The following is a 21,769-nucleotide window of genomic DNA, read 5'->3' on the forward strand; positions in this document are numbered from 1 at the left end:
CGAGGTCATATTTTACCCGCCAGCAAGTACGGCTGCAAATTGGCCGAATTTTCACCCACCGGAGCCAGAATACTCTGCCCGGCCCAAATCCCCAGCAGAAACATCCAAAGAAAGACGCAGAAAACCACCACCGCCAGGCTCAAGAGACCACCCCAGCCCAGTTCGATCTTGACCACCGTCTTTTTTTTACCCCTTCTTGCCGACGCCATCACATATTCTCGGGAGCTTTGACCCCGATCAACCGGAGACCGTTGGCGAAAACCACCCGCAGGGCCTCGGCCAGGGCCAGCCGGGCCCGGCTCAACTCCTGGTCCTCGCCGACAATCCGGTGGCGATTATAATAGCCGTGGAACCGGGCGGCCAGATCCTGGAGGTAAAAGACGATCCGATGCGGCTCCAGGGCCTGGGCGGCGCTCTCCAGCAGGGAGGGCAGCCCGGCCATGGCCCGCAGCAGGACCAGCTCCTCCTCCAGCTCCAGGCGGGCATGGTTGATCTCGCCCGCGGCCAGCTCCAAACCCTTCTCCCGGGCCTGGCGGGCAATGCTGCAGAGCCGGGCGTGGGCGTACTGGACGTAATAGACCGGATTTTCCTGGCTCTGCTGGGTGGCCAGGTCGAGATCGAACTCGAGCTGGCTGTCGGCCTTGCGCATCAGGAAGAAGAAGCGGGTCACGTCCACCCCCACCTCGGCCACCAGTTCATCGACGGTGACGAAATTGGCCTTGCGGGTGGACATCTTGACCGGCCGGCCGTCGCGCAGCAGGGTGACGAACTGGTGAATGACCGTGGTCACCCGGTCCGGATCATAGCCCAGGGCCTTGACCCCGGCCAGCACATCGGGCACGGTGGCGATATGGTCGGAGCCGAAGACGTTGACCATCCAGTCGAAGCCGCGGCGGAATTTTTCCCGGTGATAGGCGATATCGGGCAGCCGGTAGGTGGGCTCGCCGGTGGATTTGATGATCACCCGGTCCTGCTCCAGGCCCAACTCGGTGGTTTTAAACCAGACGGCGCCGTCCTGGTCGTAAACCAGTCCCTGCCGGCGCAGGGTCGCGACCACCTCATCCACCAGGCCCTGCTCATACAGGGAGTGCTCGTTGTAGTAATTGTCGAACCGGATGCCCAGGCTGGCCAGAGTCTGGTTGATATCGGCGAAAATCACCTCTTCGGCCTTCTGGGTAAAGGGAGCATGGTCGGCGACCTTTTTGAGGGCGTCGCCCCGTTGATCAACCAGGGCCTGGGCGATCTCGCGGATATATTCTCCCTGGTAGCCATCCTCGGGGAAAGCACCCGGCAGACCCAGCAGCTCCAGGTACCGGGCCCGGACCGATTCGCCCAGCACCCGCATCTGGCGGCCGGCGTCGTTGTAATAATATTCCCGGGTCACCGCATAGCCGGTGGCGCTAAGCAGGCGGGCGATGGCGTCGCCGAGCACCGCCTGGCGGCCATGGCCGACACTCAGGGGACCGGTGGGGTTGGCGCTGACGAATTCCACCAGCACCTTAAGGCCCCGGCCGCTCTCGCCGCGACCGAATTCCTCTCCCCGGCGGCGTATTTCAGGAATGACCGCCTGCCAGACCGCCGGCTTGACGAAGCAGTTGACAAAGCCGGGCCCGGCAACCTCCACCCGCTCGAAAAGATCACCGCCAACCTCGGAATCGCCGAGCAGGCCGACCAGGGCGGCGGCGATCTCCCGGGGCTTGCGCTTTTCCCGGCCGGCGGCGATCATCGCCAGGTTGGTGGCAAAATCCCCCTGGCCTTCCCGCTTGGGTTCCTCCACCGTATAGGCCCCGGCGGCGGCCTCGGTCCACAGCCCCCGCTCGATCCCCAAGGCAAAACAGCGGTCAATCGTTGCCCGCACCCGCGTTTTGATCATCTTATTTTCTGTTCCTTATGCTCTTTGATTGGCGAAAGTTATTTTATCAGGTTCAAGTTAGCAGGTCCCAGTCCGGGAACCAAGGTTTTAAGCCCCGGCTCCGGCGGATGCTGCTACCTTAAGCCGGTTCCGGCTCCCCGTCGGGAGAGGAGTAAAGCCGCTTATTCATCGCTCCGAAACGGCAGAGAATTTCGTAGCTGATGGTTTCATGCCAGGCGGCGATTTCAGCCGCGCCGATGAACTCATCCCCCTGGCGCCCCATGAAGATCACCTCGGCGCCCGCGGCCACCCCTGAGATTGCGCTGACATCGGCCATGCAGGCATTCATGCAGATCGTGCCGCACAGGGGCACCCGCCGGCCGCCGATCAACACCTGGGCGCGGCCGCTCACCCCGCGGGGATAGCCGTCGGCGTAGCCCAAGGGCAGCACCGCCAGCCGGGTGGGACGGCTGGTCACAAAACGATGACCGTAGCTGATTCCGCAACCGGCGGGGAGCTCCTTGACCTGGAGAATCCGGCTGCGCAGGCTCATGGCCGGGCGCAGGGCCGGAGGCAAAAAAGGGGCGGGATCGGCCGGGGGATAGCCATAGAGGCTGATCCCAGGCCGAACCAGATCCCCGTGCGCCCAGGGGAAACGGAACAGAGCGGCTGAATTGGCCATGTGCAGGCGGATCCGGCCGGCTTCGGCCCAACCGTCCCGCCAGGCGCTGGCGGCGGCGCTGAACCGGCGCCAGTGTTCGCGGCATTCCCTTTCCGCCTCGGGGTCGTCGGCCAGGGGAAAGTGGGCCATAATGCCGCCCAGACGCAACCCCGGCAAGGCCCTGATCGCCTCCAACAGGCGCCCGGCTTCAGCTGGGGGGAGCCCGAATCGACCCATGCCGACATCGAGTTTGAGGTGGACGGCAACCACCTTGCCCCGACCCAGGGCCTGCCGGGACAATTCCGCCAAGCCGGCCCGGTCAAAGACCACCGGGCTCAAATCATGGGCCACCGTAGCGCTCGTCGCGGCGGGATCCAAGCCCAGCAGCAGGACAATCTCGCCCTGGATTCCGGCCTCCCGCAGGCACACCCCCTCTTCCGCCTCGGCCACTCCAAAGCATTGGGCCCCGGCCCGGGTAAAGGCCCCGGCCGCCGCGGCCAGACCGTGGCCGTAGGCATCGGCCTTGACCACCGCCATCACTCTGGTTGCGGGGGATACTCGTTGGCTGACGGCGCGAAAATTGTCCCGCAGGGCGTCCAGGTCAACCATTACCGAGTTATAGGAGGCGGCGCTCATGACCAGTGTCCGTCTGTGATCTCAAGATTTCCCGGCCCGGTTCCCGGCCGGTGGGGCACCAGGGCGCCACTGCTGCCAGAATAAACGGCTGGCCAGGAAAAGGGCAAATCCAACGGCGAGATAGGCCAGCGCCACCCACTGCTCGGGCACTCCGGCGCTCCGCAAAGCCCGGCCGGCCAGCATCATCAGCAGCACCAAGCCCCACATTTTCAAGGAATAAACCGCTCCCAGGCAGGAGTTTTCCTTCATGGCCAGAATGCGCTTGATATTCTTCCGGGCTGAACGGGCCAGGAGCCATTGGGCCTTCAAAGCTCCAACGGCCAGGGCGACCACCGGCAGCCAGAAAGAGCCGGCGCCGTAAAGCATGATGCCCCGGACCAGCAGGTAAATCCCGATGAAACTCCAGAGCAGGGCGGCCACCAGCAGATGGGTACTTACCGAAGCTCCCGGTTTCCAGCGCTGCACCGCCGAAAAAAGCATGACCACGACTCCTGCGAGCGGTTACCAAACAAGAATAGGCATATCCCGCTCGGGGGACATGCCTATTCTCCAGCAGCTTTCACCAACGGACAAGCTACATTAAACCTCGGTTACCGTGATGGCACCCTCGGGGCAAACCTCAACGCAGGTTTCACAGCCGAGGCATTCGTCCATGTTTACCGGGTCGGCCTTGCCGTCCACCATCTCGAAAACCTGAGCCGGGCAAGCGTTTACGCACTCTTCATCCCCGCTGCACTTGTCCTTGTCCACATCAACTTGCCACATGATACATACCTCCGTTTAAGCGAATAAGTTAAATTGTCGGCCCGGAGCAGACTACCAAGGAAGCCGCGTTCAATACTCTACTCCCGGCCAATTCTCTCCGGCATTAACGTAACACCAATTTCCTCTAATGCACCGACTTTTTTTTGTCAACAGAAAAGCGGCGACGGGCCGAGCGGGGGGCGGGGCCTGGGTCGCGCGGGCGGCGCGGGGCCGCCTCGCAAGGCAGAGCGACATTGACCCGCCCGCCCAAATAAGGTAGCTTGCCCGGCACACGACCGGCGGCCCCAGGGTGGCCGACCGAAGAGGCCCCATCCCCCCAGTAAGCAGGCGCAAACAGAGAACCGACCATGAGCAAGCTTAAAAAATCCAAATCATCCCGGAAGGGCGGCTCCCCCGTCCTGAGCCCGGAAAAAGCGGAAGAAGCGATGATCGGCGGGATCATCGAAGGCAGCCCGGACGCCGTCGGGGTGGCGGTGCTGCGCCTGGACTGCGGTTGCCGCAAGATGGCCGCGGTGGACCAGGAAGGCGAGCCGGCCAGCAAAGTCATAATCTACCGGGACAACGCCCTCAATATCTGCGAAAAGTGCCAGGATGACCAGGGCGCCTTCATTCGGGTGGTGGAATCATTCATCCACTGGCTCGAACCCGCCCCGCCGCCTGACCGGCAGGAAAAAATCCGCGCCAAGGTCTTCGGTACCGTCACCACCCATTAAGGGGCGGGAAGAGCGCCGCGCCGCCCCAGGCTCCCGGGGGCGCAAACCTGCCGGCGGTCGGGACCGCCTTGGCGGTTGGCGCGGTCCCGGCCGGCGGCAGACTCCTTTCCTGTTCCCTCCTCCTCAACCACAAAATTCCCCCGGCCTTTTACCCTTGTCGGGCGGCGCGATGGACCAGGGCCCGTCCCACCAGGGCGGGGGCCCACTCCGGGGTGCCCAGGGCATGAACATGGGTGTACAGGGCCAGCACGTTACCCGTGGTCAGGCCGTCGCGGCCATGGCTGAAGCCGGTGCCCCGGGCCATGGCGAAGACCAGGGTGGCTGGTTCGACCGGCCCGGGCTCCACCGTGGAATAGCGGAATTCATGGCCCTTGATCACGCTGCCCCGCGGGTAGAAAGGATTTTCCCGCTCCACCACCAGCTCGGTATAGCCGTGGGCCTGGGGCTTGCGGGCCAGCCCGAAACGGACCGGAAAAACTCCGGCCAGGGGATATTCCCGACCATCCAGGACAATGGCCTCGCCGAGATAGATCAGGCCGCCGCATTCGGCATAAATGGGCAACCCGGCCGCGGCCGCCGCTCGAACCGCGTCCCGGAAGGGAGTATTGGCCGCCAGCAGGGGGGCGGAGGTTTCCGGGAAGCCGCCGCCGATATATAGGCCGTCCAGGGGGGGCAGGCCCTCATCCCGCAGGGCATTGAGCGGCACCAGTTCGGCCCCCGCCGCCGCCAGGGCCTCCAGGTTGTCCGGATAGTAAAACTGGAAGGCGGCGTCCAGCAGGTAACCGATTCTGACCCGCCCTGCTCGATCGCCCCCCGCAGAAACGCTCACCCCGCGGTCCTCCCCGGCAAGCGGGGTTATACCGGCGACCGCGGGACTTTGCTCTTCCCGGCCGGCCGAGATGCTCGGCACGGCCGGCGGGCCGGTAGTTATTGCCCCCATCACCGCCTTGATGGCCGCCAGATCGAGATACTTTTCCGCCCGTTCGGCCAGGGCGACCACGGCCTCCGCCGCCTCGGCATGCTCGGCGGCGGGGGTGACCCCGAGATGGCGTTGGGGAAAAACATCCCTCCGGCTGCGGGGGATGGCCCCCAGTACCGGCAGGCCGGTGTAGCGTTCCACCGCTTGCCGGACGATGTTTTCATGGCGGCTGCCGCCGATCCGATTGAGAACCACCCCCCGCAGGTCGAGATCGGGCTCGAAATGGCGGCAGCCCAGGACCTGGGCGGCCACGGTCCGGGTGGTCTTGGTGCAGTCCACCACCAGCAGGACCGGTACCCCCAGCAGGCGGGCCAGTTCGGCGCTGCTGCAGGAGCCCTCGACGTCTACCCCGTCGAAGAGCCCCCGGTTACCCTCCAGCACCGCCAGTTCGGCCCCCTTGAGATGGGCGACGAAGGAAGCCCGGATAACCTCGGCCGGCATCAGGTAGGGATCGAGATTGTAGCAGGGTCGGCCGGCGGCCAGGGCCAGCCAGCCTGCATCGATGTAATCCGGCCCTTTTTTGAAGACCGCGACCTCGTGGCCCCGCCGGGCCAGGGCGGCCGCCAGTCCCACCGCAACCACGCTCTTGCCGCTGCCGCCGCCCAACCCGGCCACCAGCAAACCGCTTTTCCTGCTTGTCTCCATCATGATGTCTCTCCAGCGAATCGCCCCTGCGCCGATTGGCGCAAATCCCGTTCCAAGGCCGCACTCTACACCTTTTCAGCCCCGCCGACCAGAGCTCTGCCGCCGTTCCGGCTCGAGACCGAAGCCCGCCGGCCCTATGCCGGCTCGGCGGGACTCTCCGGGCCTTGCCGGTTGCCGGCCGCCCGCCGGGGGTTGCCGGCCGGGGGCGGAACCTTGGGAGCAAGCGCTTTTTTTTGACGTTCAGCCCGGCCTGTGTTATCTTTTTCGGTTCTAAATAAAATATTCGACCCTGCGGCCGGGCCGGCGCCATACACCACCGGCCGCTATCACCTCGACCCGATAAGGAACAACAATGTCGACCAAAATCACGCCCCAAGAGGAACTGGCCAAGATCATCGCGGAACTCGAAGAGAAGTGCGCCGAGTTGCCCGACAATGTCCCCGCCCACCATCACCTGGCCCTGGTTTACCGCAAAGCGGGCCGAACCGCCGATGCCATCCGCGAACTGGAAAAATGCCTGGAACTGGATGATCAGGCCGTGGAGGCCCATATCAACCTGGGCGCCATCCACTTTGAGCAGGGCAACCTGGACCAGGCCCTGGCCGCCAACCTGAGGGCGCTCAAGGTGTTGCCTACCTTGGCCCGGGCCCATAACAATATCGGCCTGATCAAGCAGCAGCAAGGCGATGCCCTGGCGGCGATCGCCGCCTACGAAGAGGCGGTCCGGCATGACCCCAAGCTGGCCAACGCCTGGGTCAACATGGCCTCCTGCCAGATCATGGCCGGGGATTTCGACCAGGCCCGCAAGGCGGCCAAGGAAGCGATCAAGCTCGCCCCCGATTTCGGCATGGCCCACAACAATCTGGCCGTGGCCTTCTACTACCTGGAGAAATACCAGGAAGCCAAGGAGGCGGCCGTCAAGGCCCAGAGCCTGGGCTATCCGGTGGACGCCCGCTTTCTCCAGGCCGTTGAACACGCCCTGAACTCATGAAAGGTCAACTGATCAAGACCCCGCCCCGTTGCCCGATCTGCGGCGCCGAGGTTGAACGGCCCCAGGCCCAGCAACAGCGCAAGCTGGGGGAGTTCAGCGTCGGCCGGTGCGACTGCGGCGCCGTTTACGCCAGTGACCCCACCGGGCACAACATCGGCTCGGCCATGATCGAAGCCCTGGTCTATGCCTGCAACGACGACTGGGATCTGGCCTGGGATTTGCTGCCCGGCGAGGATTACCTCACCGGCCGGATCGAATCCTACGACGAGGTAACCCACCAGGTTCTCGATCAGCGCCATCTCGACGGTCGCTACGTGCGCGGCGTGCTCTACTTCGTCCGCCTCCAGCGGGAGATCGAGGAAATTGCCCACCGCCGGCCCTCGGCAAAATCCCCCGCCCCAAGGGGACCAGGGGAGCACGGTGCCGCCGGCCCGGCGGCCGGCGACCGGCCAGGTCCGGCCGGAGCTGATCACCCGGCCGGCGTGGAACCGGAACGGGATCCCCACCGGAAACGCCGCAAGGCCGACAAAAAAGAGGTGCACCAGTTGGCCCTGGCCGGAGATATCGCGGCCCTGGTCGACCTGACTTTTGACGACCTCAAGACCCTGCGCTTCCTCCAGCGTCTGCTCTACTCACCCGACGAAGCCGAACGCTGGTGGATTGCCCACGTCATCGGCCAGGTCTGTGCCCGGGTCGCCAGCCGCAAGCCCGGGGTGGTCAGCGACCTCCTGCACCGGCTTTTCGAAGCCTGCAGCGATTCGGCCGCCGCCAACTGGGGTCTGGTCGAAACCATGGGCTCGATCATTGCCGCCCGGCCGGATATCTACGGGAGCTTCAGCCGCCATCTGTTGCGCTATGTCAATCACGTCAGCACCAGGCCCCTGGTTATCTGGGCCCTGGGCACCGTGGCCGCCCGGCGGCCGGACCTGGTCCGGGTCAGCCAGTTTTACCAGTTGTTCGGCCTGCTCGACGATGCCGATCCCCAGGTTCGGGCCCTTACCATCCGCCTGCTGGGCCGGGCCGGAGCCGGCGAGGTGCGCAGCCGCCTCGAAGCCCTGGCCCGGGACGAAACCCCGGTGACCATATACGAAGAAGGCCGGCCGCGGGCCACCACCATCGCCCGCCTGGCGGCCGAGGCCCTGGCCCGCATCGATAAACTGCCCCAATGACTACCCCATCCCAAGCCGGCAGCCCCGCCGATTACCTCGGCGGGGCAAGTGGCGAGAGCAACAACAGGAAAGGATAAAAGATGAGCAACGAAGCCCAAGACCAGGAAACCAACCAGCCCCCCAGCCCGGCCCAGCAGGATTACGACGAGGGCCTGGAGTTGATGAAGAAAAAGGATTACAGCGGCGCCGCGGCTTCCTTCCACAATGCCCTGCGGGGCTTTGAAGAAGCCGGCGAAGAACCGGGTATCGCCCGGGCCGTCACCAAGCTGGCCGAAGTCTGCCTGCTGCGGGAAGAATACGCCAAGGCCCTGGAACACTTCCGCCGGGCCCGGGAGATCTGCCACCGGGCCCATGATGACTTGAGCGTCACCTACCTCCAGAAACAGATGTTTTACACCCACATAGCCCTGCAGCAGGCCCGGGAAGCCCTGGCCCTGGGGCTTGATCTGCTGGACATCTACCATGATTTCAACAACCCGGCCGGAGCCGTGGAAATTTTGGAAAAAATGGCTGAAATTCACCAGGAAAACGGAGAGCCGCTCAAGGCCGCCGAAAGCCTGCGGACCGCCGCCGCCATTCATAAAAGCTTCAAGCACAGCCGGAGCGCCCAGGAACTGCTGAACCGGGCCGAGGCTATCGCCCGAACATCTTGACCATGGCAATGCTGATTTCGTAAAGGATGACCAGCGGCCCGGCCATCAGCAACTGGTTGACCGGATCGGCGGTGGGGGTGAGGACCGCGGCGACGATGAAGGCCAGCAGAATCGCATAGCGGCGGTTCCGGGCCAGAAACGGGGCGTCAACCACCCCCAGCCGGGCCAGCATGACCACGAAGACCGGCAATTCGAAAATCAGGCCAAAGGCGATCAGCAGGCGCAGGGAAAGACCGAAATACTCGCTGACTCCCGGCATGGTGACCAGGTATTCGTGGGAGTAGCCGACCAGGAAGCGGAAGGCGGGGGGGAAAACCACGTAGTAGGCAAAGGCGGCCCCGCCCAGAAAGCAGATCACCGAAACGGCGGTGAAGGGCAAAACGACCTTTTTTTCGTGGTTATAGAGGCCGGGGGCGATAAAACTCCAGATCTGCCAGAAAATCACCGGCGAGGCCAGCAGAATGGCCGCGGTAAAGGCGACCTTCAGGTAAAAAAAAACCCTTCCTGGTAAGAGGTAAAGATCAGGGTGCTCCCCGGCGGCAGCACCGCGAACAGCGGAGCAAAAAACCACTGGCCGATGGGTTCGCTGAAGGTGTAGGTAAAGGCGAAACAGAGCCCCACCGCGGCCAGGGAACGCATCAGGGCCCGGCGCAGATCGCTCAGGTGCTCGGTCAGGGTTTGCTGCTGAAATGTATCTTCCATCGCCATAATGGCCCGATAGTACCGGCCGGAGCTGATCCGGTCAAGAATTTACTCTCCACCAATCTCTTCCCAGGGCCGAACCATGCCCCAAGCAAGCGTGGCTAAATCGCAACTCCAGGCCGGGCGCCGGCTGCTGGCCCGCCCTCTGCTCCCCCTGGTCCGGCTGGTCCAGCTCCTCTATCTTACCGGCCCCTTCGCCCGCATCGAGGAAGTCCTGGAACAACTCCGGGAGCCGCTGGCAACCGCCGGGGTTAACTACCCCGAACCAGACCTGGTCCTGGCTCCCCACCGGGAAATTCTCCGCCGCTTTGAAACCCTCAAAGAGCCCGGAGCGGCCCCGGCCACCATTCTTGATGAACAGCACCAGACCCTCTCGCTCCTGGAGGCCCTGGCAGCCGAGGTCGGCCAGGCCGTTCTGGAGCGCGAACTGGAAGAGATCAACAGCCTGCTCTGCGGGCCCTGCGGCTGCACCCTCTGCTGCACCGGGCCCAGCCCGGAAATGGCCCAGGAATTTTTTGAGATTCCCCTGGCCAGCGCAGAAACCCGCCTCTTTGCCCTGCCCCGGATCGACAGCCCGGCGAGCCGGGCCGGCGACAGCGCCGCTGAACCGCCCCTGCTCCGCGAAGGCCGCCCCTTTTATCAGGGCGAGCCGGCCATCTACCACTGGCACCGGGGCTGGAGCCTGATTTTGCCCAGGCAGAGCCGTTGCCCGCAGCTGGACGAGCTCGGCGGCTGCCAAATCTATCCCCAGCGGCCCCAGGTCTGCCGCCGGCCCCAGATATTTGCTTATCTGCTCGAAGAACAGCCGGCCCCTGCCCCCACCGCCCCCGGCGCCGAGGACTCTCCGGGGCCCGTTTACTTCGCCCGCCACAAGCTGCTGGCCATCTGGGACTGCCCCTATGTCCGGACCCTGCAGGATGAAATCGCCCGCTTTGCCGAAGCCAGCGGGCTCGAGCCAGTATTCCGCGCCAACAAAGAGTAAACCGTAAACCCGCGGCCGCACCGGCCCCTGGCGCGCTCAGCCCCGGCAACAGAAGGGATAAGCGCCGGGCTATCCGGGCGCCAATCTCCACCCCCGCCGCAATTTTAGCGTCCATTCCTGAGTTGGATCGGCAACCATGGCCGACCAGGAGGGGGTTTACGGCTGTTCGGGCTTGGGGGGCCGTTTTACGGCCTGTTCCTGCAACTGCCAGAGGGGGGTGATGCGGCGGATGCGGACCGGGGGCAGGGCGGGCCAGAGAATCGGTCCGGGCCGGGGGGAAGGCGGCGGTTGGCAGGGAGTCAGGCCGGCGTCATCCAGGCGGTAGTCGGCCGGCACATCCCAGGGATCGGCGGGCAGATCCCGGCCGGCGGCCGGACCGAGGGCCACCACCAGGCAATTCGGGGTCAGGGCTCCGGTCGCGGCCAGAATCGCCGCGGCCAGGTCAAAAAAGCCGTTGCCGTCGGCCAATTGGTATCCCCGCCGGTCAACCGCCAGGGCGTCGGCCACCAGCAAATCCAGGCGCAGGTCGGCCAGTTCTCTGGTCGCCAGTTTGCGACCGTAGCTGGTCATCCCCTTGCTGGTCACGGCCTGGCTGAGGCTGGGGAAAGGAATGGTGAAAGGGGCGAGAAGATAGAAGCCGGCATGGAGCGAAGGACCCGGCATCAGCAAAGACTTGCCGTCCACCAGGGCGTTGATCCGGATCTGCTTGAGGACCGGGGCCGGGGAGACAAAAATTTGGCCGGCCTGACGGTAGGCCGGCAGGGAACGCAGATGCTGAGCCAGCACCCCCGCCACGTTGGGAGGCAAAGCCGTCCCCCGGCCGGCATAATGGAGCCGCAGGGCTTCCTTGGCCGGCTGATCCGCCCCCCCGGCCGGCGGCGGGCTAGAGGCTGGACTTGGCGACATCGCTGAGCACGGTCATCGCCACCGAACCGGATCCCGGGACCCGCCGGGTAAAGGCGGGATCGACCCGGGCTTCGGCCAGCACGGAGCCGCCGCGCAACTGGCGAAAACCGAATTCCACCAGGTTGCCCACGTCATCCCACATGCTGTTGCTGCCCATCAGGGCGACAACCAGCTCGTCGTTGCCGCGCTTGAACTTGCCGACATAGGTCTGCTGGGCGGCCCGGGTAAAACCGGTCTTGCCCCCCTGGGCCCCGTTGATCTGCCACAAGGCCCGGTTGTTGGTCCGCAGGGTCTGGCCGAAACCGGTGGCGACCGAGCGAGAGCCGATCCGGCGGGCAAATTCCTGGTCCTGCATGGCGTGGTGGAAAATCAGCGCCAGATCGCGGGCGGTGGACTGCTGCCCGCGGGCGGTGAGACCATTGGAGTTCATCAGAACCGTATTGGTGGCCCCCATGGAACGGGCCTTGCTCGTCATCAGGCGGGCAAAAGCCGACTCGCTGCCGGCAATGCGCTCAGCCAGGGCCACGGTGGCATCATTGGCCGAACTGAGCAGGGTGGCGTTGACCAGGTCGCTGGCCCGGTAGGAGCGGCCCTGCTGGAGATAGATTTTGGAGCGGGGCATTTCGGCGGCCCGGCGGCTGGTGGGCACCAGTTCGGCATCCCGCAGGGAATGGATGGCAATCAGGCCGGTGATTACCTTGATGGTGCTGGCCGGCTGCCGGGGCTGATCAGGATTCAGGGCAAAAAGCATGCGGCCGGTTCGGGCATCGACCACCACCGCGCTCTGGGCGGAAATCCGCTGGGCCAGTTGGGCCGTTTCACGGTTGCCGCTGAGGCTGTTGCCGGCCCGGCCCGGCTGACTCTTGATCAGGTCGGCATCGGCGGGGCGCAATAAAACCATGCCGGGGGCGGCGGGACTCGAGGCCGCCCCGGGGGCGGTTTTGTGGGTGGTGGCCAGAACCTGCCTGGCCTGGGCCTCCTGGCCCAACCAAACCAGGACAAGGCAGAGTACAAGCAGAATTTGCATAGCCCTGGCAGTACGCATCCGGTTTCTCCCTGTTTTTTTGCTTGAACAGCCCTTACGGCCCCGGTAAAACAGGGAACGCACCCAACCATCCCCTTATTCGACGTATAGATAAGCCTCGCCCAAAAATCAAGCAAAAAATTAGATGTTTTTTCTAACGCCCTGTTTTTATGCCATAACAAAAAGTGACAAAACCGTAAACCCCCACCACATCTCGTGTTTGCCCGGCCCAACACCACAATATCTGGCACTGATCAAGGAAAAGAGGTGAAAAAGGATGGCCGACGATATTTTTTTCTCTTCCCTGCATTGCAGCAGCCGGGGAGTCGATTGCTGGTTCATCCTCAACGATGCCGGCCCGGTTCATGTCAGCTTCCAACTGGCTGATCACCAGCAGGCCCTGCTAACCCTGGCCCGGCAACATGGCGTGGCCCCGGCCGACCCGGGAGTCAGCCCGCCAGAAGGCCGGGGTCAATCCCGGCGCCAGGCGACCGCCCGGAACCAGTTGGCCGCCCTGGTAAGCCGGCGCTTCAGGGCCTACCTGCAAGGGGAAGAACGGGAGTTTTTCCGGCCCCTGACGTCATCCCCTTTCCTGGCCGCCGGCAGCCCCTTTCAGCGGGAGGTCTGGCGGGAAATCGCCCTGATTCCCTATGGACAAACCAGAACCTATGGCGAAATCGCCGGGAGACTGGGAAACCGCCGGCAGGCCCGGGCGGTGGGCCGGGCCTGCGGGGCCAACCCCTGCCCCCTGGTAATCCCCTGTCACCGGGTGGTGGGGGCAGGTTCCTGGGGCGGCTTTACCGGCGGCGGGATCGAACTGAAAAAAATGCTGCTCGCCCTGGAAAGGGCGAGTCTTGGTGAAGAAAAACCATAAATCCCCCGGCGGGGGGGTAATCCGGCCCCGGCGAGTGGGGACGGCGGCTCCACTCGTTCGTTGGGACCACAGCTGAACAGCGGTTTATTGCTCAGCCCGGGAACTCGCCCGCCACGGGGTCGCGCTGGGCGGCGGCTTCCTCCTCCTGCAGGCGATCTACCAAACCGGGCTCCAGGCTTTCGAGAAACTCCTCCACCGGCACCAGGTTATCCCACACCCGGGGAATTATATCGCTGTCGGGATAGCGGCTGACAATGCGCCGCAGCAAAGTCCAGGATTCGACGGCAAACTCCCGGGCCCGCTCTGGATTATCGCTGCGCCGGGCCCGCACGAACAAACCGGCCGCTTCCCGGCGCAGTTCAGCCGCCGCTTCCTGCGAGGCTTCGCGGATCAGCCGCCGGGATTCATCGGCGTATGCGCTTCCCAGCAAGCCGGAAAAAACCGTGATAGCCTCGTCAAACCGGCGCAGGCCCAGCAACCGGTTGGCCTCTTCCCATTGACTGGTTACCGTCTGCTGTTCCATTTGCCAGCGCCGCTGGTCCGCCTCCTGGCGGGAGCTTTCCGCCAAGGTCAGAGTTTCCCCGACCCGGGCGCGCTGGTCCGGGGTCAGGTTGTCGGCCTGCAATGCCTGCAGGCGGGCAACGGCCTGGGCAAAATCCTCCTCGGCCAGCAGCTTCTCCACCCCGGCGAGCTGGTCAGCAAACCAGGCCTCCGACCGGCTCTCCACCTCGGCCACCAGCATGCGGGCCCGGATGGTCAGCATTCCGGTGGGGAAACGGCGCTCGAGGCGACGGAGGTGTTCAACCAGTGATGGCGGCACGACCCGGCCGTCAGAGAGGATGGCATCCCGCAGGAGGGCCAGGAAAAGTTCCCGCTCGGCCGGGCTGACCGGAAATTCGCCGCGCAACAGGCGCAACTGCTCGCTGACCCAATGCCGCTCATCATCGAGGGCGGCATGGCGGGCGGCGATGGCTTCATAGTGGCTTCGGGCCTCCTGATCGCGGCCGGCGAGCAGCAGCAAATCGGCCCGCAAACGGATCAGCGCCGTCGGCGCCGCCAGACCCTCCGCGGTGGCAATTTCCTCCTGTTCGCTCAAGAGGCTTAGCGTCTCCCCGGTTTTTCCGGCCCGGAAGAGGGCAATGCTCATCTTTTCCAGCAAGGGAAAGGGCAGGCTTCTGGCCGGATAAATCCGGCGCCAGTCCCGCAAGGTCTGCTGGACCTCCTCGACCCGGCCCTGGCGGGCATGGTGCAGCATGGCCGCTTCCAGCTGCTCTGCCGCCGAGGCATGGAAGCGGTCCAGCCGGGCGGCGACGGTCAACTCCGCCAGCCGGTAATACTCGCCGCAATCGTCGCCGATGAAGGCCAGATCGGCGCGATAGGCCGCGCTCAAGGCGGAAACCGTCTCGCTCCAGCGGGAAGCATCACCGAACTCCAGGTCATGCAGCATTTCGCGCACCGCCTGAAAACCGGCGGCCGCCTCCGCCAACCGGTCCAGACACTCTCCCCAGCGGGCGGGACGCTGGCGTTCCCCAACCAAACCATCGAGCTGCTGGGTCAGTTGTCGCCAGCGCTCCTCTTCCTGCCGATAATAATCCAGCCGGCCGGCCACATGGGGCTCTTCCCGGGCGGCAAAACGCAAAATCTCCTCAAAATCCACCACTGGCTGAGGCGCGGTTAACTCCGCCGGCGGCACCTCACCCGGTTCCCTCTCGGCCTCCGGGGCTGCCGCTTCGGGTACCGGCACCCGCGCCGGTTCCGGCGGGGGCAGGGCGGCACAGCCGCCCAGCATGCCGGCCACGGCCAGGGCCATCAGTAAATATCGCAATCCTTGCAGCAACTGGATCCTCCTTGCGGCAACCTTGATCCCAAATGAGCCCGGTTTTGCCCGGGCCGCGAGTCCCCGCTCCTCTTTCAACCTTCAACTGGCCCGACCGGCAAAGCCCCGGCCCTGGTCGCCGGGACCGGAGCGGCTAGTCCGAGCCGCCGGCCTGGTTGGTACGCCAGTAAGGCCAGAAGAACCGCTCCGGCTCAAAGGAGCCATCAGGGCTGTAACGGCCGAAGGTAACAATCCGGGCCGTTCCCGGGCCATACCGCCTGTCTCTTCCGGTAGTCCTGCTTACCACACCCCCACGGCCGTCTTCAACCGGAATCTCCACCTGGGCAAGCTGGGGATAGGACACCGCCACCCTGGAGGCGCCGCCGAAGGCCAAGTCATCGAGATCCAGCCCGGCGGCGTAATCGCCCTGGCGGACGATGGAGTCGGTCAACCGGGCCCACAACGGCAAAGCCCCGCCGCCGCCGGTAATCCGGGTCGACCCGCGCACCATGGGCCGGTTGTCGTCAAAGCCGACATAGGTGGCCACGGTGTAGCCGGCCGCCAGGGAGAGGGTGTTGTTTTCCCCCGGCCCCGGCAGATAGCCGGCGAAAGCGGCGTTGAGATAGCGGTTGGCGGTGCCGGTTTTGCCGAACAGCGGCACCCGCAGATCAAGGGCGGCCAGCAGCCTTTGCTGGGCCGGATCCTCGCTGCGCAACCGGACCACATTATGGGCCGGCCGGCCGGTGCCATGCTCCATGGCATTGTAAAGGATATCACTGATCGCCACGGAAATCGGGGGGGCGAAAATCTGCCGCTCGGTCCGCCGGGGCGCATAAATCAAGTCCCCTTCGCTGGACTCGATCCGCTCGATGATCGCCAGACCGCCCTGGTCGGCCCGCTCCTCGTTGAGGTGTACCCGGCCATCCCGCATGGCCTCAAATATGCGAGCCGTTTCCAGCAGACTGATCGCGTTGGAGCCCAAGGGGAAGGAAAGCACCGCCTCCAGTTGGCTTTCCACTCCCAGGGCCCGGCTGATGTCCACCAGGTAATGGAGCGCGACCAGCACCCGGAAATCCCGGATCTGGGAAAGGACTTCCGGGCCATAGGCCGGCAGGGCGGCCAGGCGGCGGTATTCCGCTTCAACTGCTTCCTCCAGCAGATCCAGGGTCGCAACTCGCAGTTGGCCTTCAATCAGCACTTCATCCCAGAAAAGCTGGCGCCCGAACTCGTCCGCCGGCAGCAGGCGCCGGAAAAGCCGGCCGCTGATGGGTTGCCAGCCGGGCTGGGGCTCACCTTCGGTATAGATGATGCTGTCTTCCTCGTTCAGAAACAGCCCGGTGGGCCAGGCTTCGTGTTCATACATCAGCCCGATGGCCAGCTCTCGCAAATTGCCGCGCAAGTCCAGGAAACGGAGAAAATTCCGTTCCAGGATCGCCAGCCGCAGCTCGCCTTCCCGCTTTTCCGCCGCCGAAGCCGCAGCAGCGAGGAAATTCGCCTCGATTTCGGCCTGAAAACGGGCAAAGCCGGCGCCGTAGTGGAACTTTTGCAGCCGTTGGTACTCTTCGGCCTGTCCGGCGAAAAGCAGGTCGGGCTCCACCTGGGCCACGGCCCGCTCGAAAGCCCGGCGATAAAGCGCGGCCTGGTCCACCGTGACCCCCAGCTCATCGCGGATCCTGCGGGTATAAGCGGCCACGGTTTCGCCGGTTCCCCGGGCCAGGCCAAGGTGCTCGGCCAGTTCGGCAAAACGGCCCGGGGGAAGCTGATCGCAAAGATGGTAGAGCAGCCAGATGCTGGCCAGGTTCTCGGACAGCACCCCGGCCCAGCTCAAGGATACCTGCTCATGCTTGATCTCCTGAAACGGCCGGGGGAAGTAAGCCTGGTTCTGGTAGACGAAAACATTGCGCCGGTTATCCAGGGTGTCGGCGCTGTTCCACCCCAGCTGCAAGGCCGCGGCGTATACCAGCGGTTTCATCGCCGACCCCATGGGGCGCCGGGCGGTGACGGCCCGATTGTAATGCTGGTTTTCCATACCCCCGACCATCGCCTGGATGGCCCCGTTGCGCAGAACCAGGGCCCCGCCCTGCAACTCGGGGTACTTTTCCAGGTCCAGCAGCAGTTCCCCGTTCTGGCGCTGGCCCCGGACGCTGACGTAAACCAGATCGCCGACCCTGACTTCGCCCAGCAGCCTGGCCAGATCGGCGGCGCCGGCGTCCGACCAGGCATGCTGCCGGTAACGGACCAGGGGGGTCAGCAGATTGAAGAGCCCCTGGCGGTCGATCACGGCCGGCGGCGGATTGGCCCCCTCGCTGCCCAGGGTAACCCGCACCAGGGGGTTGCTCTCGGATCCCTCGATGGCGGTGACGGCCCCGATCATGAAAGCCCCCGGTTGCTGCTGCCAGTTGCTGCCCCGGGGCATCTCGGCGTAGATCTCCTGGATGGCCCGGTGATCATAGCCCTGCAGGCGGATATCGAGCCGGGAGAGTTCCTTGCGCAGGGCAAAATGGGCCTCGTCCTGCAGGTCGCCGTCCACCGAGGTGATGATCCTGACCCCGGAGGTGGCCACGTTGTCGATCCCGTGCAGACTCAGGGCCTCCACCACTTCCGGCTCGCTGAGGCCATCCCGGACCAGGTCCAGGATGGTATTGAGGGCGAAGGTCATCTGGCCCTGCTGAAAAGGGATCTCCTGCTCCAGGTTGGCGAGCAGCCGCTCCTCGTCGATATAGCCCAACCGGTGCATCTGCTCCAGCACGTAGGTGGTCCGCTGGCGAGCTCGCTGACGGGCCAGTTGCTCCGCCTCGTCGGTGTGCTTGGTAAAGGGGTTGTAATGATTGGGTCCCTTGACGCTGCCGGCAATAAAGGCGGACTCCAGCAGGTCGAGTTCATCAACTGATTTGTCGAAGAAATAGCGGGCCGCCATCCCCAGGCCCCGGCCGGTGCCGCTGACGAAAAACTGGTTGGCGTAAAATTCGAGGATGTCATCCTTGTCGTAATGGTACTCGAGACGGAAGGCGTAGAGCAGCTCCTTGAGTTTGGAGGAGAGGGAACGATCCTTGCGTTTGAAGAGGTTCTTGGCCGCCTGCTGGGTGATGGTGCTGCCGCCTTGAACGACCCGGCGGGCCTTGATATTGGCCAGGGCGGCCCGGGCCACCCCGCGAAAATCGATGCCGTAGTGCTGGTAAAAGGCGCTGTCTTCGGCGGCCACGAGGGCCTGGACGAATTCGGGGGGGATGCGCTGAAAAGGCACATACTGGCGATGGGCCTGCTCAAAAAAGACCCCCACCCGCCTGATGCCGTCCCGGTAAAAAACCGGACTTTCGATGGCCAGAATTTTTTCGATATTATCCCGGCGGATCTCCTCGCCGGGACTGATGATCACCAGCCAGGCAAAACCCGCCCCGAGCAGCAGGCTCCCGAAAAGCAGCAGGATCGCCAAGGAAAGAAAGATTTTTTTCAACATAACCAAAAGATACCCTGGATCACTGGTCGGCCAGGCCGGGATTTTCCGGCCCAGCCACAATATCTGCTTGCACCGGCGCGGGGAGTCAAGTAAAAAATTACAGTTTGTTCGCCGGCAGCAGCATGAAGCCCCCTGCCCTATTCGTCAAAGGAGAATCCGCATGGAGCCGCTAATGCCTCTCCCCGCCGCCACCCCATCATTTCCTGCCCGTTGCCTTCTCCTGCTGCTCGGCGCCGCCCTGGCCACCGGACTCTGGGCCTGTGCCCCGGCCACCGGCCCGGTGGAACGGGAAGCCCGGAGCACCTTGATCCATCCCGCCGGGGCCTCCTCCGAACCGGCCATCAACATCGAGGCGCTGGAACTTACTCCAGCCGAGCCGGACCAGTTCATGGAGGATGAAATTGCCCGCTTCCGGGCCTTGGGGGAATGGGATCCGAGCAGTGAGTCCACCGAGGAACTGGCCGACGCCATTTACGACTTTCCGGTCGTCATGAACAAGCATGTCCAATTTTACCTGGACTATTTTCAAAACGATCTGCGCCCCACCTTCAGCCGCTGGCTGGCCCGTTCCGGCCGCTACGTGCCGCTGATCCAGGAACATCTGCGGGAGGCGGGGCTTCCCGAGGATCTGGCCTATCTGCCAATGATTGAAAGCGGCTACAACCTGACCGCCTATTCCCGGGCCCGGGCCGTCGGCCCCTGGCAGTTCATGGCCCCCACCGCCGGCCAGTACGGCCTGGTGATCAACGATTACGTCGACGAGCGCCGCGACCCGATCAAGTCAACCCGGGCCGCCATCGCCTTCCTCGGCGATCTTCATGGCGAGTTCGGCTGCTGGCAGCTGGCGGTGGCCGCCTACAATGCCGGCGGCGGCCGGATCCGGGGCGCCATCCGGCGCTTCGACAGCGACAATTTCTGGGAGATTTCCCAAAATGATCATCTCAGCCGGGAAACCCGGCATTATGTACCCAAGCTCATCGCCGCCATCATAATCGCCAAAAACCCCGAAGAGTACGGTTTTACCAATATAGCATATGACGAACCGCTGCGCTACGAAACCATTGAGGTGCCCCGCTGGACTTCCCTGGAAGCCCTGGCCCTGGCCGGCGCCATCGAACTTGAGGAACTGCACGATCTCAACCGGGAATTGCGGCGGCTGGTAACTCCTCCGGACCAAGCTTCCTACACCCTGCGGCTGCCCGAAGGCAAAAGCGCCCTGGTAATGGCAAACCTGCCCCGGGTGCGGACGGTGGCCGAGGTCGCCTACCGGACCCACGTGGTGCAACGGGGCGACACCCTGACCCGGATCTGCAGCACCTACAACATCAACAAAACCACCCTGCTCAAGGCCAACAGCCTGCGCTCGGAGCAGCTGGTGATCGGGCAGCGGCTGCGGATTCCGGTTCAGAAAACGGCCTACCGGCTGCTGCCCGAGGACGCCGACCTGAAAGCGACAGCCGCCGTCATGGGCGGCAGCGCCGGCGGCCTGGTCCTGCATAAAATTCAACCGGGGGAATCCCTCTGGCTGATCGCTCGCCGTTACGGGGTCAACGCCAACACCCTGGCGGCCTGGAACGATATCAGCGATCCCAGCCGGATCCGGGCCGGCCAGCAGTTGGCCCTCTATCTGGACCCCCAACCGCTGGCCACCGCGCCCGCCGCCGCCAGCCCCACCAAAAGACCACCGGCCGGCGGGAGCGGCGAGCGAACCACGGTGGCCTCGGTCCAGAGCAAGCAGGCGCCGGCGGCACAGAGCCGGCCCGAAGTCACCTATTACCAGGTCCAGGGGGGCGACACCCTCTGGTCGATTGCCCGCAAGTTCCAAACCACCACGACGATGATCCGCCAGTGGAATCAGCTCAGCAGCGACCTGATTCACCCGGGCAAGCGCCTCCTGATCCGGCTGGCCGAGTTGTAAACCCGCGGCGGCGCCTCTTGCGGCGATCGGACCCGGCAACCCCCCGGCTGGATGGCCGCCGGAAACACCGGCCGCCCTCTGCGGCACGGTCCTGAGATTACCAGCTGATTAATTGCTTGGGGGTTACCCGACTGCCTGAAGACGGCCCCTGTCAAACCGGACGAGGTAAGCGCTGAGATCATGGAAATCGCTGGGAAAAATGCCCTGGTGCTGGGAGCCAACCGGGGAGTCGGCCGGGCCGTGGCTCTGGAATTGGCCGGGGCCGGGGCCACGGTAATCGCCGGGGCCTACGACTGGCCGGCGGACACCGCCTCCCTGGCGGCCGAGCTGGACCGGCTGGGGCCGGGCCATCGGGTGATCACCGCCGATCTGCGCGAACCCGCCGAGGTGGAGCTTTTTTTTGCCGCCTTCGCCAACGACTTTCCCCGCCTCGACATCCTGGTCAACAACCTTGAGCGGGGGGGAATGCCGGTGGTCCACGGCCCTTACAACGAAGAACAATGGGACCGGGAGATCGCCACCACCCTCAAGGCCAAGTGGTGGGTAATGCGCCAGGCCCTGCCCCTGCTCAAGCAAGGCGGGGCGGAAGCGGCGGTGGTGGTGATTTCTTCCATCGCCGGCCTGGTGGGCCGCAGCGGCCCGGCCGGCCTGATCTTCAATGACGCCTACGCCGCCGCCAACCGGGCGGTTTCTGCCTGTTGCCAAACCTGGGCCCGGGAAGGGGCTCCCACCGTGCGGGTCAACGAGCTGATGCTGGGCCTGATCAAAACCCGCCACGCCGAGGGAACCCGGGGCTGGGAATTGCTGAGCGCCGACCAGCGCCGCCAGTTGCACCGCCACGTGCTGCTGGGCCGCAGCGGAGAGCTGGCCGAGGTGGTGCGGACGGTGATCTTCCTGCTCAGCCAAGCCACCTACATGACCGGCGCGGTTCTCCGGCTGGACGGAGGCTATCTGCTGGGCGGCGAAGCAGTTCCCCCCATGCCCCCCGGCGTTCTCTGAAAACCGGGCTGGGCTGGCGCCGCCGGG

At 64.6% G+C, this 21,769-nt stretch carries 18 protein-coding genes and 1 pseudogene; 8 read left to right on the forward strand and 11 right to left on the reverse strand.

What is annotated here, in order from left to right; translation table 11 throughout:
• Positions 1-5 precede the first annotated feature (5 nt).
• The 5 genes from ACHHTY_RS04500 to ACHHTY_RS04520 form a co-directional block, all read right to left on the reverse strand.
• Complete coding sequence (locus tag ACHHTY_RS04500; protein ID WP_395492869.1) at positions 6-209, reverse strand: hypothetical protein; 204 nt, start codon at positions 207-209, stop codon at positions 6-8.
• Positions 209-1,873 carry an arginine--tRNA ligase gene (gene argS / locus ACHHTY_RS04505; protein WP_395492870.1) on the reverse strand — a complete coding sequence of 555 codons (1,665 nt, stop codon included), beginning with the start codon at positions 1,871-1,873 and terminating at the stop codon, positions 209-211. The genes ACHHTY_RS04500 and argS overlap by 1 nt, the downstream gene beginning before the upstream one ends.
• Before the next feature lie 118 nt (positions 1,874-1,991).
• Positions 1,992-3,149 carry an alanine racemase gene (gene alr, locus ACHHTY_RS04510; RefSeq protein WP_395492871.1) on the reverse strand — a complete coding sequence of 386 codons (1,158 nt, stop codon included), beginning with the start codon at positions 3,147-3,149 and terminating at the stop codon, positions 1,992-1,994.
• 21 nt (positions 3,150-3,170) lie between these two features.
• On the reverse strand, positions 3,171-3,629 hold the full coding sequence (locus tag ACHHTY_RS04515) for a hypothetical protein (protein ID WP_395492872.1): 459 nt from the start codon (positions 3,627-3,629) through the stop codon (positions 3,171-3,173).
• A gap of 99 nt (positions 3,630-3,728) precedes the next feature.
• Positions 3,729-3,914, reverse strand: a complete 186-nt coding sequence (locus ACHHTY_RS04520) for an indolepyruvate ferredoxin oxidoreductase subunit alpha (RefSeq protein WP_395492873.1) — start codon at positions 3,912-3,914, stop codon at positions 3,729-3,731.
• A 347-nt stretch (positions 3,915-4,261) separates the two neighbouring features.
• Between ACHHTY_RS04520 and ACHHTY_RS04525 the strand changes: the two genes are divergently transcribed.
• On the forward strand, positions 4,262-4,627 hold the full coding sequence (locus ACHHTY_RS04525; protein ID WP_395492874.1) for a hypothetical protein: 366 nt from the start codon (positions 4,262-4,264) through the stop codon (positions 4,625-4,627).
• Positions 4,628-4,775: 148 nt separating this feature from the next.
• On the opposite strand, the gene ACHHTY_RS04530 is transcribed toward ACHHTY_RS04525, so the two are convergent.
• Positions 4,776-6,254 carry a cobyrinate a,c-diamide synthase gene (locus tag ACHHTY_RS04530; RefSeq protein ID WP_395492875.1) on the reverse strand — a complete coding sequence of 493 codons (1,479 nt, stop codon included), beginning with the start codon at positions 6,252-6,254 and terminating at the stop codon, positions 4,776-4,778.
• 349 nt (positions 6,255-6,603) lie between these two features.
• Here ACHHTY_RS04530 and ACHHTY_RS04535 point away from each other — a divergent pair, with 349 nt between their 5' ends.
• The 3 genes from ACHHTY_RS04535 to ACHHTY_RS04545 all read left to right on the forward strand — a co-directional run bounded on the left by ACHHTY_RS04535 (position 6,604) and on the right by ACHHTY_RS04545 (position 9,064).
• The gene (locus tag ACHHTY_RS04535) at positions 6,604-7,242 is read left to right on the forward strand and encodes a tetratricopeptide repeat protein (RefSeq protein WP_395492876.1); all 639 of its coding nucleotides are present in this window, start codon (positions 6,604-6,606) and stop codon (positions 7,240-7,242) included.
• Complete coding sequence (locus ACHHTY_RS04540) at positions 7,239-8,411, forward strand: DVU0298 family protein (protein WP_395492877.1); 1,173 nt, start codon at positions 7,239-7,241, stop codon at positions 8,409-8,411. The genes ACHHTY_RS04535 and ACHHTY_RS04540 overlap by 4 nt, the downstream gene beginning before the upstream one ends.
• Positions 8,412-8,491: 80 nt before the next feature.
• The gene (locus tag ACHHTY_RS04545) at positions 8,492-9,064 is read left to right on the forward strand and encodes a tetratricopeptide repeat protein (protein ID WP_395492878.1); all 573 of its coding nucleotides are present in this window, start codon (positions 8,492-8,494) and stop codon (positions 9,062-9,064) included.
• Here ACHHTY_RS04545 and tatC read toward each other — a convergent pair.
• Positions 9,045-9,772: pseudogene (gene tatC / locus ACHHTY_RS04550) on the reverse strand (twin-arginine translocase subunit TatC). The gene ACHHTY_RS04545 and the pseudogene tatC sit on opposite strands and share 20 nt — an antisense overlap.
• Before the next feature lie 76 nt (positions 9,773-9,848).
• Here tatC and ACHHTY_RS04555 point away from each other — a divergent pair.
• Positions 9,849-10,748, forward strand: a complete 900-nt coding sequence (locus tag ACHHTY_RS04555) for a YkgJ family cysteine cluster protein (protein WP_395492879.1) — start codon at positions 9,849-9,851, stop codon at positions 10,746-10,748.
• Positions 10,749-10,904: 156 nt separating this feature from the next.
• Here the strand turns inward: ACHHTY_RS04555 and ACHHTY_RS04560 are convergent, their stop codons facing one another.
• Positions 10,905-11,654, reverse strand: coding sequence for a 5-formyltetrahydrofolate cyclo-ligase (locus ACHHTY_RS04560; protein ID WP_395492880.1), 750 nt, complete (start codon positions 11,652-11,654; stop codon positions 10,905-10,907).
• Positions 11,632-12,699 carry a D-alanyl-D-alanine carboxypeptidase family protein gene (locus tag ACHHTY_RS04565; RefSeq protein ID WP_395492881.1) on the reverse strand — a complete coding sequence of 356 codons (1,068 nt, stop codon included), beginning with the start codon at positions 12,697-12,699 and terminating at the stop codon, positions 11,632-11,634. The genes ACHHTY_RS04560 and ACHHTY_RS04565 overlap by 23 nt, the downstream gene beginning before the upstream one ends.
• Positions 12,700-12,955: 256 nt before the next feature.
• On the opposite strand from ACHHTY_RS04565, the gene ACHHTY_RS04570 reads away from it, so the two are divergent.
• The gene (locus tag ACHHTY_RS04570; protein WP_395492882.1) at positions 12,956-13,552 is read left to right on the forward strand and encodes a methylated-DNA--[protein]-cysteine S-methyltransferase; all 597 of its coding nucleotides are present in this window, start codon (positions 12,956-12,958) and stop codon (positions 13,550-13,552) included.
• A gap of 91 nt (positions 13,553-13,643) precedes the next feature.
• Here ACHHTY_RS04570 and ACHHTY_RS04575 read toward each other — a convergent pair whose 3' ends face one another.
• Both ACHHTY_RS04575 and ACHHTY_RS04580 read right to left on the reverse strand, forming a co-directional pair.
• Positions 13,644-15,389: a hypothetical protein gene (locus ACHHTY_RS04575; RefSeq protein ID WP_395492883.1), complete on the reverse strand. Its 1,746-nt coding sequence runs from the start codon at positions 15,387-15,389 to the stop codon at positions 13,644-13,646.
• A gap of 133 nt (positions 15,390-15,522) precedes the next feature.
• Complete coding sequence (locus tag ACHHTY_RS04580) at positions 15,523-18,825, reverse strand: transglycosylase domain-containing protein (protein ID WP_395492884.1); 3,303 nt, start codon at positions 18,823-18,825, stop codon at positions 15,523-15,525.
• 160 nt (positions 18,826-18,985) lie between these two features.
• Between ACHHTY_RS04580 and ACHHTY_RS04585 the strand changes: the two genes are divergently transcribed.
• Positions 18,986-20,743 carry a LysM peptidoglycan-binding domain-containing protein gene (locus ACHHTY_RS04585; protein WP_395492885.1) on the forward strand — a complete coding sequence of 586 codons (1,758 nt, stop codon included), beginning with the start codon at positions 18,986-18,988 and terminating at the stop codon, positions 20,741-20,743.
• Between the two features lie 180 nt (positions 20,744-20,923).
• Complete coding sequence (locus ACHHTY_RS04590; RefSeq protein WP_395492887.1) at positions 20,924-21,742, forward strand: SDR family NAD(P)-dependent oxidoreductase; 819 nt, start codon at positions 20,924-20,926, stop codon at positions 21,740-21,742.
• The last annotated feature ends 27 nt before the right edge of the window (positions 21,743-21,769 follow it).

Origin of the sequence: Desulfurivibrio nitratireducens (assembly GCF_044068515.1) — a bacterium.
Taxonomy (GTDB): domain Bacteria; phylum Desulfobacterota; class Desulfobulbia; order Desulfobulbales; family Desulfurivibrionaceae; genus Desulfurivibrio.

Bases quoted from the DNA above. Each gene is read 5' to 3' on its own strand.
- ACHHTY_RS04580 (WP_395492884.1), bottom strand. From the start codon at position 18,825: ATGTTGAAAAAAATCTTTCTTTCCTTGGCGATCCTGCTGCTTTTCGGG.
- ACHHTY_RS04590 (WP_395492887.1), top strand. From the start codon at position 20,924: ATGGAAATCGCTGGGAAAAATGCCCTGGTGCTGGGAGCCAACCGGGGA.
- ACHHTY_RS04540 (WP_395492877.1), top strand. From the start codon at position 7,239: ATGAAAGGTCAACTGATCAAGACCCCGCCCCGTTGCCCGATCTGCGGC.
- ACHHTY_RS04565 (WP_395492881.1), bottom strand. From the start codon at position 12,699: ATGCGTACTGCCAGGGCTATGCAAATTCTGCTTGTACTCTGCCTTGTC.
- ACHHTY_RS04520 (WP_395492873.1), bottom strand. From the start codon at position 3,914: ATGTGGCAAGTTGATGTGGACAAGGACAAGTGCAGCGGGGATGAAGAG.
- ACHHTY_RS04555 (WP_395492879.1), top strand. From the start codon at position 9,849: ATGCCCCAAGCAAGCGTGGCTAAATCGCAACTCCAGGCCGGGCGCCGG.
- ACHHTY_RS04515 (WP_395492872.1), bottom strand. From the start codon at position 3,629: ATGCTTTTTTCGGCGGTGCAGCGCTGGAAACCGGGAGCTTCGGTAAGT.
- ACHHTY_RS04500 (WP_395492869.1), bottom strand. From the start codon at position 209: ATGGCGTCGGCAAGAAGGGGTAAAAAAAAGACGGTGGTCAAGATCGAA.
- ACHHTY_RS04545 (WP_395492878.1), top strand. From the start codon at position 8,492: ATGAGCAACGAAGCCCAAGACCAGGAAACCAACCAGCCCCCCAGCCCG.
- ACHHTY_RS04570 (WP_395492882.1), top strand. From the start codon at position 12,956: ATGGCCGACGATATTTTTTTCTCTTCCCTGCATTGCAGCAGCCGGGGA.
- ACHHTY_RS04560 (WP_395492880.1), bottom strand. From the start codon at position 11,654: ATGTCGCCAAGTCCAGCCTCTAGCCCGCCGCCGGCCGGGGGGGCGGAT.
- ACHHTY_RS04585 (WP_395492885.1), top strand. From the start codon at position 18,986: ATGGAGCCGCTAATGCCTCTCCCCGCCGCCACCCCATCATTTCCTGCC.
- ACHHTY_RS04530 (WP_395492875.1), bottom strand. From the start codon at position 6,254: ATGATGGAGACAAGCAGGAAAAGCGGTTTGCTGGTGGCCGGGTTGGGC.
- ACHHTY_RS04525 (WP_395492874.1), top strand. From the start codon at position 4,262: ATGAGCAAGCTTAAAAAATCCAAATCATCCCGGAAGGGCGGCTCCCCC.
- alr (WP_395492871.1), bottom strand. From the start codon at position 3,149: ATGAGCGCCGCCTCCTATAACTCGGTAATGGTTGACCTGGACGCCCTG.
- argS (WP_395492870.1), bottom strand. From the start codon at position 1,873: ATGATCAAAACGCGGGTGCGGGCAACGATTGACCGCTGTTTTGCCTTG.
- ACHHTY_RS04535 (WP_395492876.1), top strand. From the start codon at position 6,604: ATGTCGACCAAAATCACGCCCCAAGAGGAACTGGCCAAGATCATCGCG.